Genomic DNA, 13,313 nt, shown 5'->3' with positions numbered 1-13,313 from the left:
CGCGGGGGGGGGGCGCGGCCCGCCCGCGAGGGGCCGCGGGGGGGGGCCGCCGCGCCCCCGCGCGCGCGCGCGCGGGGGGGCGCCACCCGCCGGCGGGCGCCCCCGGACCCGCATCGCACCCGGCGGCACCAGCGGATGGCACTACCACGACGGCACCCTGTTCGTGCTGGTCACCCGCGGCACCCTCGACCACCCCTACCTCGAACGCGGCCCCGCCGAATACCCCCGCGGCCACGTCTTCCGTGAGCCGAGCGGCCCCGCCAACGCCCACGTCGCCCGCAACCGCGGCCCCACCGAAGTCCGCATCCTCGTCCTCTACGCCATCCCGGCGGGAAGCCCCCTCTCCCACCAGGTCACCCCTCCCGAACACTGAGCGCTCAGCTGCTGCTGCCGCCACCGCAGCTGCTCGAACTGCCACCGCCGCAGCTGCTCGAGCTACCACTGCTGCAACTGCTCCAGCTGCTCGAGCCGGAATCGCCACCGCTCGACCAGCCGCTGCCGCTCGACCAGCCGCTGCCGCTGGACCAGCTGCTGTCGCTCGAGCTCCAGCCGCTCGACCCATTTCTCCGGTTTTGGTTGCGGGCCCGCGCCCGCTGAATATTCGCCGCCTGCCGTGCCTGCCTGGCACGGGTCTGCTCCGGCGACTCCACCGCCCTGACGATCGCCATGACGATCATGATCGGCACCAGCACGATCGCCACGAACACCGTCCCCAGAACGATGAGAGCGACGATCATCCCGAATAGCTCAGCCATGGGCCCTCCCTTGCAGTACCGGTCTTGTCGATGCCGAACGTAAGCGCACGTCCTTGCAATCGGCTTTCGACCGGCCTGCACCGTCAGGTCAGCGCGGGATTGCGGGCCTCACTCACCGCCACCGCCGCCACCACAACCGCCACCGGAATATCCGCCCTGGTCGACGGAGTCGCTGAGCGAGTCCGCGTCATCGATACCGCGGCGTCCCGGGCGGCCACCATCGTGGATGCGCCGAAACTGGCGCACAGTGCGCACGCGGCGATTCTCGAATCGATAGCGCAGACCACCCGCGCCGAGCAGGCCAGCGGCGAGAACGAGCAGGACGACGCCGACGGTCACCGAGATGTCGGTGGCGATCAGACCGACGAGCGCGACGAGGAACGCCGCGGCGAACAACTTCATCGAACGATCCATGGGTCAGGCCCTACGCCCGCTCAGCTGCCGCCGCCGCAACCACCGCCGCCGCCACCGCAGCCGCCGCCGCCGCAGCCTCCGCCGCCGTCACTGTGGCCATGACCGTGACCGCCGCCGTCACCGGACGCGAAGAAGGTGAAACCGCCCGCACCACCGGCACCGGCACCGGCACCCCAGCCACGCCGCCTGGTGCTACGCGTCGTCCTCCCGATGACCACGCACCCGGCGGCGAACACGACCAGCGCGACGACGAGAACGGTGATGCCCACCGCGGGCCAGAAATTGGCGAGGATCAACCCGACGAGAGCGAGTAAGACAGCGGAACCGAAAATCTTCATGAAACCCCCCGATCAGTCCTACTTCCAGTTGTACCGGAGGAGGAGATGGGCGGCCAGAACCAAACGCGGAAGGCTCAGCTGGCGGGTGCGCAGGTGTCGCGCAGCGAGCAACCGCCGCAGGAGGAGCCGCAACCACCGACCGGGGCGGGCGGCATCAGGGGCTCGACGATGCGGGCCGCGGCATTGGCGCCCGCGCCCAGGGTGAAGATGGCGATCACGGCGACCACGACGGCGACACCGAATCCGGCGAGACCGCCTGCGACGAGGGCGACCAGTCCACCGGCGAACAGCAGCGCGCCCGCGCCGACCGAGGTGGGGGCGGCGATGCGGTTGGCGATGCGGAAGTTGTCGTCGCTGTGCAGGGCGGCCTCGGTGGTGACACCGAGGAAACGGTTGCGGGGCAGTTTGCCGAGCAGTCCGAGCACACCGGTCACGATGGCGACCGCGGCCAGCGCGAACAGCAGGGAAGCGACGACGACCATTCCTGCAGGCTAGCGCACCGGCGAACACCCCGGATCGAGCGCTCCCCGCCGAGGTGACCGCCCACACACCGCAGTGCCCGTGGGAAATCTCCTGGCACCGACGATCTACCCTGTTAGACGATGTTTACCGGGGATCGGCGAGAACAAGAAGGCAGGACCGTGCAGGACACTCGTGCAACCGAGAGTGACGTACCTCAGCACCGGTACAACGCCGAGCTGGCGGGACGGATCGAGCGGCGCTGGCAGCAGAACTGGACCGAGCGCGGCACCTTCCACGCGCCCAACCCGGTCGGCCCGCTCGCCGGCGAGACGCCCGCGGACAAGCTGTTCATCCAGGACATGTTCCCGTTCCCCTCGGGCGCGGGCCTGCACGTGGGCCACCCGCTGGGCTACATCGCCACCGACGTCTTCGGCCGCTACCACCGCATGCACGGCCGCAACGTGCTGCACGCGCTGGGCTACGACGCCTTCGGCCTGCCCGCCGAGCAGTACGCGGTACAGACCGGCGCGCACCCGCGGGTGACCACCGAGGCCAACATCACGACGATGCAGGGTCAGCTGGACCGGCTCGGGCTCGGCCACGACCCGCGGCGCACTTTCGCCACCACCGACCCCGAGTACTACCGGTGGACGCAGTGGATCTTCCTGCGCATCTACAACGCGTGGTACGACCAGGAGGCGGGCAAGGCCCGCCCGATCGCCGAGCTGGAAGAGCAGTTCGCCACCGGCGCGCGCCCGGTCCCCGAGGGCGACTGGAACACCATGAGCGCGGCCGAGCGCGGCGCCCTGATCGACTCGTATCGCCTGGTATACCAGTCGGATTCGATCGTCAACTGGTGCCCCGGCCTCGGCACGGTGCTGTCCAACGAAGAGGTCACCGCCGACGGCCGCAGCGAGCGCGGGAACTTCCCGGTGTTCCGTAAGCGCATGTGGCAGTGGATGATGCGGATCACCGCCTACTCCGATCGCCTGGTCGACGACCTGGACGAGCTGGACTGGCCGGACAACGTGAAGTCCATGCAGCGCAACTGGATCGGCCGCTCGCGTGGCGCGCAGGTGCGCTTCGACGCGCCCGACGGCGACATCATCGAGGTGTTCACCACCCGCCCCGACACCCTGTTCGGCGCGACCTATCTGGTGCTCGCCCCCGAGCACGAGCTGGTCGACAAGCTGACCACCGCCGCATGGCCCGACAGCACCGTGGCCGCCTGGACCAACGGCGGCGCGGCGACCCCGGCGGAAGCCGTTGCGGCGTACCGCAAGTCGATCGCGGCCAAGTCGGACCTGGAGCGCCAGGAGAACAAGGAGAAGACCGGCGTCTTCCTCGGCTCCTACGCGACCAACCCGGCCGACGGCAAGCAGGTGCCGATCTTCATCGCCGACTACGTGCTCAGCGGTTACGGCACCGGCGCGATCATGGCCGTGCCCGGCCACGACCATCGCGACCACGAGTTCGCCACCACGCTCGGCCTGCCGATCATCGAGGTGATCGCGGGCGGCGACGTCACCGATTCCGCGCACGCCGGTGACGGCGAGCTGGTGAATTCCGGCTTCCTGAACGGACTTTCGGTCGACGAGGCCAAGGCGACCATGATCGGTCACCTGGAGGCCGAGGGCCACGGTACCGGCACCGTCCAGTACAAGCTGCGCGACTGGCTGTTCGCGCGTCAGCGCTACTGGGGCGAGCCGTTCCCGATCGTCTACGACGCCGACGGTGTCGCGCACGCGCTGCCGGAATCCATGCTGCCCGTGGAACTTCCGGAGATGGAGGACTTCGCGCCGGTCACCTTCGACCCGGACGACGCGAGTTCGGAGCCGTCCCCGCCGCTGGCCAAGGCCACCGACTGGGTGCACGTCGAGCTCGACCTGGGCGACGGGCCCAAGAAGTACCGCCGCGACACCAATGTCATGCCCAACTGGGCAGGCAGCTCCTGGTACCAGCTGCGCTACGCCGACCCGACCAATGCCGAGACGTTCTGCGCCGAGGAGAACGAGAAGTACTGGCTGGGCCCGCGCACGGCCGAGCACGGCCCGAACGATCCGGGCGGTGTCGACCTGTACGTCGGCGGTGTGGAGCACGCGGTGCTGCACCTGCTGTACGCGCGGTTCTGGCAGAAGGTGCTGTTCGACCTGGGTGACGTGTCCGGCAGCGAGCCCTACCGCCGCCTCTACAACCAGGGCTACGTGCAGGGCTACGCCTACACCGACTCCCGTGGCGCCTATGTGCCCGCCGCCGAGGTCGTCGAGCGCGACGCGAAGTTCTTCTGGACCGGGCCCGACAGCGTCGAGATCGAGGTCGCGCAGGAGTACGGCAAGATCGGCAAGTCGCTGAAGAACGCCATCTCGCCCGACGAGATGTGCGACCTGTACGGCGCCGACACCTTCCGCTTCTACGAGATGTCGATGGGTCCGCTGGACACCTCCCGCCCGTGGGCGACCAAGGACGTCGTCGGCGCGCACCGCTTCCTGCAGCGCGTGTGGCGGCTGGCGATCGACGAGGAGACCGGCGCGGTGAAGGCCACCGACGCCGCGCCATCGGAGGAGACCCTGCGCCTGGTGCATCGCACCATCGCCGGCGTCGACGATGACCTGGCCGCCCTGCGCGACAACACCGCCGGCGCCAAGCTCATCGAGCTGACCAACCACCTCACCAAGAACTACCCCGACGGCGCCCCCCGCGCCGCCGTGGAACCCCTGGTGCTGATGCTGGCCCCGCTCGCCCCGCACATCGCCGAGGATCTGTGGGAACGCCTGGGCCACACCGTATCCCTGGCCCACGGCCCGTTCCCGATCGCCGATCCCGCACTGCTGGTGGCGGATTCGGTCGAGTACCCGATCCAGGTGAAGGGCAAGGTGCGCAGCCGCATCCAGGTCCCCGCCGATGCCGACCCGGCCACGATCGAGGCCGCGGCCCTGGCCGACGAGAAGGTCGTCGCACTGCTCGCGGGCCAAGCACCCCGCAAGGTGATCGTGGTCCCGGGCAAGATGGTCAACATCGTCCCCTGACTTCCGGCTCGCGCCGAGGGCAGCTACCCCTCGGCAACGACGAAGGCGGTCCCTGGTCGCCGAGGCTCACCAGGGACCGCCCTTGTCACGGTGTCAGCGGACCGCGGCCAACACCTGGTCGGCCATCTTCTGCATGCCGGTCGCGTTCGGATGAATCGGCACGAAGTTCAGACCCCACAGCGCCGGCTCGACCCAGCGGGTGCCGATCGGCTTGCACGCGTCATGGCCGACAGAACTCGACATGTCGACAAAGGTCGCGCCCGTCTCATCGGCGGCGCGCTTGACGACACTGTTGAGCGTGCCCTGGATGTTGTTGATGTACGCGACATCGCCCTTGGCGATGGGCATCTTCAGGAAACAGTTGCTGTTGTCCGCCGGCATCACCTGGGGATATCCCACGATGGCGACCTTCGCGGACGGCGCCTTGGCTCGGATGTCGGTGAGCGCCTTCTTCACGTCGGGGAAGGTCTTGTTCAGGATGTCATCAACGAACCGGCCGCCGTAGATGTCCTCGCAGGGGTTGCCAAGGCCGACGGTCACCGATCCGGCGCTGATGCAGGCGGAGATCACCTTGATCAGGGTGTTGTTGTTGTTACCCCCGATGGTCAGGGTGACGAGCTTGGTGTCCGCGGTGACCGCGTCGAGCTGGGGGGTCAGGCTCGGCCACTGCTTCTCATAGAAGTGCGTGGTGTCGGCGTCACCGCAGGTCACGTCCTTGAACGAGGCGATACCGAGGGACTTCGCCACGAGGTTCGGGTAGTTGCGAGTGGTTCGCGCGCACACCGGGGTAACAGTGGGGTCGAGCGGGATGATGCCAGATCCCGCACTGTAGCTGTCGCCCATCGCGACATACGGACTGAGACTCGGTGTCGCCTGGACCGGAGCCGCCGTCACAAGGGCGAGACCAGCCGTAACAGCCGTCGTGATAGCCGCAGCGATCTGCGTGCGAACAAAATTGACCATGCAAAACTCCAGTTCCAACATTCGCAGTTACCTTTCGGTAACGATTGAGCGGAGGAACTGTGACACGTCAGGTGTGACGTGCGCAACAGGTGAATTCGGTGGGAATGTTTACTTAACCCGGCGTGTCGAGTCGCCGGTGACCAAGCAGGGAAGGCCGCTCCACCGCATCATGCTGCGGACCGCGTAATGCACGCACAGGTAGCCGTAGAGCTCCTGGATCACACCGTCCGGCGACTTCGACCGCAGCACCGCGCCCTCGCCCCGCCGATGGGTCGCTAGCACGCCGAACAGCGTCTCGATGTCCCGCTGCTCCGCGTGTACTCCGACCAGCTCGTCCGCGGGTGCGGCCGCGGGATCGGTGATGGTGGTCAGCAAACGGATAGTTCGTTCCCCGCCGACAGTGTCGACTCCGGACGTGGCCCGCGAATACTCGACGACCCGCACCGCGATCGGGTCCGGACCCTGTGTCGATCCACCCGTCCCTGGATTCACCCGCGATTCGAAAGACCCATCGGAGAACCGCTTTTCGACCGGAAGCGCGGCATCCGTTCGCCACAGCAGGTCCGCGCCGGAAGATCGGCACAGGTCCCACAGACGGTGGCGCAGCGGCGCGTGATCGGCGAGCAGCAGCATCCCCGGGCGAAGTGATCGCACGAGGGATTCGGTGAGGGTCTGCTCGTCTTGCCCGCAGGTCCCGAACGCGACGTCGATGACCGCGCGTGAACCGCACTCGATCAACCCGACGACCCGGATCCGGGGCAACGCCGGGGCCCCGGCCGCGGACGGAGACCCGAACTGCTCGACATTCGTTTCGCTGCCCGGCAGCTCCAAGGTCGATCCGTCGATGCTCATCAGCCGCCAGGATCGGTAGAAATCCCCCGGAACCCGGGGATCGGCCAGTGGCACCGCCACCTTTTCGAACAGCACGCGCAGCGGTTCCGAACCCAACCGCTTGCGTGCCTGGAACAGTGCGGCCTTCGTCGGAACCACCCTCTGGTGCGGCGATCCCAACGCCCACTCGAACCCCGCCATGACCTTGCGCATCACCTCCTCGTACGAGCAGGGAGCGAACAGTGCCAGCGAGAGCACGTAGTAGACCACGAACCGCGCGGGCAGCAATCGATCGCGGCGTTCGACCCGACCGCACTCGACCAGCGCCGCGTCGACCACATCGGGCGGAAACACCCTGGTCAACAAGCCGAAAGAGATGAAGTCGGGCCACCGTCGATCATCCACCGACCGCGCCGCTCCCATACGGGGCACAGTGGGAAGAATACTCGCTCTAAGTAAACTGAAATACTTTTATTCCAACGCCGACGACTGCTTCCGGGCGCCTATGCCCCAGACAGCCGATCGGATCTCGGCCCACTGGCCACCGCACCCGGCTTGCAGCCGTAAACCACGGTCATTCGTTCCCTCGCGCGCATCCACGCCGCAGCGTCAGGCGATATCCAGCCCGCCAGATCAATGGCGTCCGAGACCAGGCCGAGTAGGTTTCGCTGATGCAGCGGCTCGTGATGGGCCGCCCGATTCCGCACGAACAGCAGTCGTTGCATGCGTTGCTCCACGCAACCACGCCGCGTGGCGACGTCCACGTGGCCGTGCGGAAAAGCCGTGTGCAGTGCAGGCGTCCACAGCAGAGTCAGGTATCGCGAAGCAGTGAGGTATCGCCAGAAGCCGAAGGTGAGCTCGGCGACGACCTTGCCGTGAATCTCGGCCGGTTGACGAACCGCGGCCCTCGCCCGGGCGGCTACGAGATCGGCATTACCCCGCGTATCCAGCTGCACTGTGTCGAACCAGTTTTCGGTGCCGTGCCGCCGGAGCGACCATCGGCACAGCGCCTCATCCATCGCATTGCGGGCAACCACCTCGGTCATCGCGATGAGCGAGAGCGCAGCGCCTGCGGCGTCGGTGTTCCAGTCGTATAGCCCGAGCGCGGCAGACAGCTCGCTGTTCATCGCATCGAGGTATGAACAGAGCCGCTGCCTGGTCAGCAGATCGGCGATCGTGTCATCGCTCCAGACCGGCGCGGCCAAGCTTGACATGCGGCGATACCCCCCTACACTGGTTGTCGAAGGCCCCGGAACGATCACTGACGAGAGTCACATCGCCGGGGCTACGCCATTTTTTAGCCACTTCTAGCGTCGGCGACGATCATAGCGATGAGCTATCGCATAAGCTAGACGTCGCTGATTCCCGCCTCAGGCCTGCACCTGGAGAACATCGTTCAACGTCACCAGTGACAGGTTGCGTTTCTTGATGATGTCGACGAGCCGGCCGTAGCAGTGGGTGACCGGGGGGAAGTTCGCGTGGCCGATGATGATGGTCTGGGCCGCGAAATACTTTCGGGCGCACTCGATCAGGTATTCCTCGGTGATCAGGCCCGAGTCGGACAGGGAGCCGTACCACATGGCGGGGACGGTGTAGCCGAGGTCGGCGGCGACCTTGTCGACGGTGGCGTTGTGGTAGCCGAAGGGCGGCCGGTAGAACGGGGTGCCGTCGACGCCGAAGGTGTTGCGCAGGAAGTCTTTTGTGCGGCCGAGCTGGTCGGCGACACCGCTCGCGCCGATCTTGGTGAGCGCGGCGTGGTCCCAGGTGTGGTTGCCGAGCTGGATCTGGCCCGAGTCGACCAGCGGGCGCAGGGCGTCGCGGTGGATCGTCCAGGATTCGTAGTAGCCGGTGACGAAGAAGGTGAAGCGGGCGCCGGTGTCCTTGGCCCACTGCACATACGCGCCGACCACCTCGGGGCTGGCGCCGTCGTCGACGGTGAGGGCCATGCTGGTGCCCTGGCCGGGCAGCGCGGTGATGGTTCCGGGTCCGATGATCGACTTCGGGCCGCCGGGCGGGGGCGGCAGCACCCGGGCCGGGTTCGGTACAGCGGGCGGCGCCGGGATATCGCCGCCAGAACCGGCGTTCACGGCCTCGCCCTCCGCGGTCGCGCAGCCGGTCAGTGCCACGGCGGTACCCGCGGCCAGCAGCGCCAGCATTCGACGTCGTTCCACCTGCGAAACCCCTACTCGCACCAGGTGCTCGCGCGGAGCACGGACCAATCAGCGAGACCGTACCGGCGGAATCCGTCGATTCGCTGAACAACCGGGCACTCGACTCGGAACATACCGAACATCGCCGCGCGGGCCGCTCGTCGACTGGCGTAATCGTGCAATCGATGCCGTTCCAGTCAGTTTTCGCCGCATTTCGGCGCGAATCGCACGATTACGCCGGTCGAAGCACGATCTCGGTCGGATGGCCGTCGCGCGGGGTGTCGACAGCGGTCCGGACGGCACCTGCCACCGTCTCCGGGGTGAGGAACTCCTCCGGCTGGTATTCGCGACCCTCGTCGGCGACGATCGCCCGCTGCATATCGGTGTCGATGCGACCAGGGAACAGCGAGGTCACCCGCAGTGCGGGCTCCTCCAGCCGCAGCGCGTCGGCGAAGGCACGCAGGCCGAACTTGCTCGCCGCGTACGAACCCCAGCCCGGGTTCGCGCGCAGTCCCGCACCCGAATTGATCAGCACCACATGGCCGTTCGCGGCGCGCAGCGCGGGCAGCAGCAGCCGGGTCAGCTCGGCGACCGCGATCAGGTTGACCTCGAGCGTGCTGCGCCACTGTTCCACCGAGGACTCGGCGACAGTCCCGAGATCGGCGATGCCCGCATTGTGGACGAGCACGTCGAGCCGGTTGATCGCACTCGCCGCGGCGGCCACGGCCGGATAGTCGGTGAGGGCGACGGGCCAACCGGTCGCACCGGGCAGTTCGGCGAGGATCGGCGCGAGCGCGTCGGCGGACCGGGCGCCGAGCAGCAGGTCATGGGTCGGCGCGAGTTCACGAGCGATCGCCGCGCCGAGCCCACGGCTCGCGCCGGTGATCAGAGCGGTTGGGGCGGGAGTACTGGTCACCGTCATGCGTCCCACGCTAATCGGCCGCCCTGCTCGGCGGATCGGACCCCGCACGCCCGGGCACAGAACACCTGCTTCCGACAATCAGGCGCAGCGCCACCCAGATCTCGACACCACGACCGTTACCAAGCAGATCAGGGACAGGCGCAGTACCGTCGGGCTATGACCGATCCCCGGTACAACTACGGACCAGCGAACCCGCAGTATCCCCAGGGGCAGTACCCCCACGCGCAGTATCCCCAGGGGCCGTATCCCCAGGAGGGGCAGGACCAGCCGCCCCAACCGAAGGTCAATATCGGCAAGCTGTGGGCCGGTGGAATCGGCACCGCGGTGGTGGCCGCCCTCCTGGTCGTCGTCGCGATCATGCTGGTGCGCGGGGTGCTCGGCATCGCGATCCTCTCGCCCGAGGGTGCGGGGGCCTATGGCACGGTCTCGACCACTTCCTATGCCCTGGCCGCGGCGGGTGCGGCGCTGCTGGCGACGGCGCTGCTGATGGTGTTGCTGCTGGCCATGCCGAGCCCGCTGACCTTCTTCACCTGGATCTGCCTGCTGGTCACCGCCGTCGCGGTCATCCTGCCGTTCACCCTGGTCGCCGCCATGGACGCCAAGATCGCGACCGCGGTGATCAATCTGCTCGTCGGCCTGTGCATCACCACCATGCTCAGCTCGGTCGGCTCGGCGGCCCAGAACGACCCGCGGCAAGCGGGGTACTGACCATCACAGCCGTGCCGAGATGCCATCGGCCCTGCTCCGCCGCAGAATAGACGGATGACCGACCCAGGGTTCACCCCCACGCAGCTCGCGGCCCGTGCCGCCTACCTCCTGCGCGGCAACGACCTGGGGACGATGACCAGCGCCGCGCCCCGCCTCTATCCGCACATGTGGAGCTGGGACGCGGCGTTCGTCGCGGTCGGGCTCGCGCCGTTGAGCGTGGAGCGCGCGGTCGTCGAACTCGACACGCTGCTCTCGGCGCAGTGGAAGAACGGGATGATCCCGCACATCGTCTTCGCCAACGGCGTCGACGGCTATTTCCCCGGGCCCGCCCGCTGGGAGTGCCGCAAGCTGGCCGCCAACGCGCCCGACGGACCCGACACCTCCGGCATCACCCAGCCGCCGGTGCACGCGATCGCGGTGCAGCGCATCCTCGACCATTCCCGCAGGCACGGCCGTTCGACCAGGGCCGTCGCCGAGGAATTCCTGAACCGCCGCTGGCCCGATCTGGTGCGCTGGCACCGCTGGCTCGCGCACGCCCGCGACCCGAAGGAGACCGGGCGGGTCACGCTGTACCACGGCTGGGAATCCGGGATGGACAACTCGCCGCGCTGGGACCGCGCCTACGCGAATGTGCTCCCCGGCGCCGACCTGCCCCCGTACCGGCGCGCCGACACCGCGATCATCTCCGACCCGACCCAGCGGCCGAGCGACCGCGAATACGACCGCTACCTGTGGCTGGTCGAGCAGATGCGGCGCGCGAACTACGACGACTACCAGCTCACCTCGGTGATGAGTTTCGCCGTGGAGGACGTGTTCGTCTCCGCGATCTTCGCGCTGGCCTGCGAGGTGCTCGCCGATATCGGCGAGGAGTACAAACAGCCACACGCCGACGTCCGCGAACTGCACGGCTGGGCCGAGCGGTTCCGCACGGGCGTCGTCGCCACCACCGACGAACGGACCGGCGCCGCACGGGATTACGACGTGCGGCTGCAACGCTGGATCGGCACCGAGACGCTGGCCATGTTCGCGCCGCTGCTCTCGGGCGGGCTGCCGCGCCATGCCGAGCGCGCCCTGCTCAACACCTTCGAGGGCCCGCGCTTCTGCGGTCACCCCGATCTGCGCTACGCCCTGCCGCCGTCGACCTCCCCGGTCGCCAAGGACTTCCGGTCACGCGAGTACTGGCGCGGCCCGGTCTGGCCGGTGATGAGCTGGCTGTTCTCCTGGGCCTTCGCCCGCCGCGGCTGGGCCGAACGCGCCCACATGCTGCGCGCGGAAGGCCTGCGCCAGGCCGCCGACGGCAGCTTCGCCGAGTACTACGAACCGTTCACCGGCGCGCCGCTGGGCAGCATGCAGCAATCCTGGACCGCCGCTTCGGTTCTCGACTGGCTCGGCTGAGTCAGTACTCGCCCGCCGTCGGCAGTTCGACGGTGATGCCGAGTTCCCGGGCCAGGGTGGCGGCGAGCGATTCCAGGTCACCGCCCTGGATGGTGGCGCCGCGCAGGGCGGTCAGGCCGTAGACGCCGGTGAGGTCGCAGTCCTCGAAACGCAGGTTCTGCTGGGGCCGGGAATCGGAGAACCTGGCACCGGTGAGATTGCAGCGCTCGAAGCGGACATTGCGGAACTCGGTGCGCTGGAAATCGGCCTGGCGCAGGTCGCAATCCCGGAAAACGACGGTGCGCAATCGCGATTCGGCGAAGGACGCCATGTCAGCCCGGGTCGAATCGATCAGCACATCGCGCAGAACACCTGCGGTCCAAGACAATCCGGTAAGCCTGCCATGCGCGATCTCGGTCTCGAACATCGAGGAGTCATCGGCCTGCACATTGGCGAGATCGCAGACGCGCAAGGCGGATTCGGTGATCGTGGCCTGACGCAGCGTGCTCGGAAACCGCACACTGTCGAACAGACAGCCCTCGGCACTCAGCCCGTACACGTGGACCTCGGCGAAATCGGCCCCACGATATTCGACCCCGGTCACGCTGAGATCGTCGGCCGGATCGTCCCCCGCCACCGCGGCCCGCAACGCACCAAGCACCGCCACCGCAGGCTCGAACCGCACCTCACGCTTACGCGCCGCCATGGCCCACCACTCCCGTCATCCTGTGTCCGCACCAACATACGGGCACCCACCGACCGGTTTCCGACTAGCCGAACGGCGGAAATATGGTCATACTTGTGACTATGAAGCTGGCCGAAGTGAAAGCAACCCTCTCGGAGCTGGTGGCCCGCGTTCGCACCCAGCACGAGCGGGTCACCATCACCGTCCACGGCGAGCCTGCCGCGGTCCTGGTGGCAGTCGACGATCTCGAGTCGATGGAAGAGACCATCGCCATCCTGTCTGATCCGGAAACCGTCGGTCGCCTGATTTCCTCGGATGCGGAACTCGCCCGTGGGGAAACCGTCACGGCCGACGAACTAGCTCAGGCAATGGCGGTGCGACGCGCGATGGCGCACCGCAGCGCATGACGGAGTACGCGCTCGAGACAACGCCGACAGTTCGGCGAATGCTCACCGAACGACTCCCGGAGACCGTGGCGGCAGCGGCGTTCGAATTCATGACCGGACCGTTGCTGGAAAACCCGTACCGCGTCGGCAAGCGGTTGCAGCCACCGCTGGACGACCGATTCTCCGCACGGCGCGGCACCTATCGCGTGATCTACCGTGTCGACGACAAGCGCATGGTTGTCACCGTGGTCGATGTCAACCACCGCCGCGACGTCTACCGAACGTAGTTCCATCAGCGG

Annotated in this window: 16 protein-coding genes; 6 read left to right on the top strand and 10 right to left on the bottom strand. The window is 67.8% G+C overall.

The window, feature by feature from the left end; genetic code table 11:
* On the top strand, positions 1-373 hold a 373-nt coding region (locus tag ACFWPJ_RS01790; RefSeq protein ID WP_378845901.1), incomplete at its 5' end, for a cupin domain-containing protein.
* A gap of 4 nt (positions 374-377) precedes the next feature.
* Here ACFWPJ_RS01790 and ACFWPJ_RS01785 read toward each other — a convergent pair.
* From ACFWPJ_RS01785 to ACFWPJ_RS01770, 4 genes are all read right to left on the bottom strand, one after another.
* Positions 378-755, bottom strand: a complete 378-nt coding sequence (locus ACFWPJ_RS01785) for a hypothetical protein (RefSeq protein WP_378845899.1) — start codon at positions 753-755, stop codon at positions 378-380.
* Between the two features lie 108 nt (positions 756-863).
* Positions 864-1,157, bottom strand: coding sequence for a hypothetical protein (locus tag ACFWPJ_RS01780; protein WP_378845897.1), 294 nt, complete (start codon positions 1,155-1,157; stop codon positions 864-866).
* A gap of 32 nt (positions 1,158-1,189) precedes the next feature.
* Positions 1,190-1,507, bottom strand: coding sequence for a hypothetical protein (locus ACFWPJ_RS01775; protein WP_378845895.1), 318 nt, complete (start codon positions 1,505-1,507; stop codon positions 1,190-1,192).
* 74 nt (positions 1,508-1,581) lie between these two features.
* Positions 1,582-1,989, bottom strand: a complete 408-nt coding sequence (locus ACFWPJ_RS01770) for an SdpI family protein (protein ID WP_378845893.1) — start codon at positions 1,987-1,989, stop codon at positions 1,582-1,584.
* A 159-nt stretch (positions 1,990-2,148) separates the two neighbouring features.
* Here ACFWPJ_RS01770 and leuS point away from each other — a divergent pair, with 159 nt between their 5' ends.
* Positions 2,149-4,995: a leucine--tRNA ligase gene (gene leuS / locus ACFWPJ_RS01765; protein ID WP_378845892.1), complete on the top strand. Its 2,847-nt coding sequence runs from the start codon at positions 2,149-2,151 to the stop codon at positions 4,993-4,995.
* 93 nt (positions 4,996-5,088) lie between these two features.
* Here the strand turns inward: leuS and ACFWPJ_RS01760 are convergent, their stop codons facing one another.
* The 5 genes from ACFWPJ_RS01760 to ACFWPJ_RS01740 all read right to left on the bottom strand — a co-directional run bounded on the left by ACFWPJ_RS01760 (position 5,089) and on the right by ACFWPJ_RS01740 (position 9,861).
* Entirely contained in the window at positions 5,089-5,979 is an 891-nt protein-coding gene (locus tag ACFWPJ_RS01760) for an SGNH/GDSL hydrolase family protein (RefSeq protein WP_378845890.1), read from the bottom strand.
* 87 nt (positions 5,980-6,066) lie between these two features.
* Positions 6,067-7,212 (bottom strand): IS4 family transposase, encoded by a 1,146-nt coding sequence (locus tag ACFWPJ_RS01755; RefSeq protein ID WP_378845904.1) that lies wholly within the window; start codon positions 7,210-7,212, stop codon positions 6,067-6,069.
* A gap of 80 nt (positions 7,213-7,292) precedes the next feature.
* Positions 7,293-7,994 carry a hypothetical protein gene (locus ACFWPJ_RS01750; RefSeq protein WP_378845888.1) on the bottom strand — a complete coding sequence of 234 codons (702 nt, stop codon included), beginning with the start codon at positions 7,992-7,994 and terminating at the stop codon, positions 7,293-7,295.
* Between the two features lie 165 nt (positions 7,995-8,159).
* Positions 8,160-8,945, bottom strand: coding sequence for a polysaccharide deacetylase family protein (locus ACFWPJ_RS01745; protein ID WP_378845902.1), 786 nt, complete (start codon positions 8,943-8,945; stop codon positions 8,160-8,162).
* A 226-nt stretch (positions 8,946-9,171) separates the two neighbouring features.
* Positions 9,172-9,861 (bottom strand): SDR family oxidoreductase, encoded by a 690-nt coding sequence (locus ACFWPJ_RS01740; RefSeq protein WP_378845887.1) that lies wholly within the window; start codon positions 9,859-9,861, stop codon positions 9,172-9,174.
* 156 nt (positions 9,862-10,017) lie between these two features.
* Here ACFWPJ_RS01740 and ACFWPJ_RS01735 point away from each other — a divergent pair, with 156 nt between their 5' ends.
* Positions 10,018-10,569 (top strand): DUF6069 family protein, encoded by a 552-nt coding sequence (locus tag ACFWPJ_RS01735; protein WP_378845886.1) that lies wholly within the window; start codon positions 10,018-10,020, stop codon positions 10,567-10,569.
* A gap of 54 nt (positions 10,570-10,623) precedes the next feature.
* Positions 10,624-11,964 carry a glycogen debranching protein gene (locus ACFWPJ_RS01730; RefSeq protein ID WP_378845884.1) on the top strand — a complete coding sequence of 447 codons (1,341 nt, stop codon included), beginning with the start codon at positions 10,624-10,626 and terminating at the stop codon, positions 11,962-11,964.
* Position 11,965: 1 nt separating this feature from the next.
* Here ACFWPJ_RS01730 and ACFWPJ_RS01725 read toward each other — a convergent pair whose 3' ends face one another.
* Positions 11,966-12,649, bottom strand: coding sequence for a pentapeptide repeat-containing protein (locus tag ACFWPJ_RS01725; protein ID WP_378845883.1), 684 nt, complete (start codon positions 12,647-12,649; stop codon positions 11,966-11,968).
* Positions 12,650-12,750: 101 nt separating this feature from the next.
* Here ACFWPJ_RS01725 and ACFWPJ_RS01720 point away from each other — a divergent pair, with 101 nt between their 5' ends.
* Complete coding sequence (locus ACFWPJ_RS01720; RefSeq protein WP_378845881.1) at positions 12,751-13,035, top strand: type II toxin-antitoxin system Phd/YefM family antitoxin; 285 nt, start codon at positions 12,751-12,753, stop codon at positions 13,033-13,035.
* A gap of 38 nt (positions 13,036-13,073) precedes the next feature.
* Positions 13,074-13,301, top strand: a complete 228-nt coding sequence (locus ACFWPJ_RS01715) for a type II toxin-antitoxin system RelE/ParE family toxin (protein WP_378845879.1) — start codon at positions 13,074-13,076, stop codon at positions 13,299-13,301.
* Positions 13,302-13,313: the final 12 nt, after the last annotated feature.

This window comes from Nocardia sp. NPDC058497 (genome assembly GCF_042720195.1).
In the GTDB taxonomy this organism is placed as follows: Bacteria; Actinomycetota; Actinomycetes; order Mycobacteriales; family Mycobacteriaceae; genus Nocardia.
The sequence above is the reverse complement of the archived record's forward strand: the minus strand, read 5'-3'. Positions and strand labels throughout refer to the sequence as shown.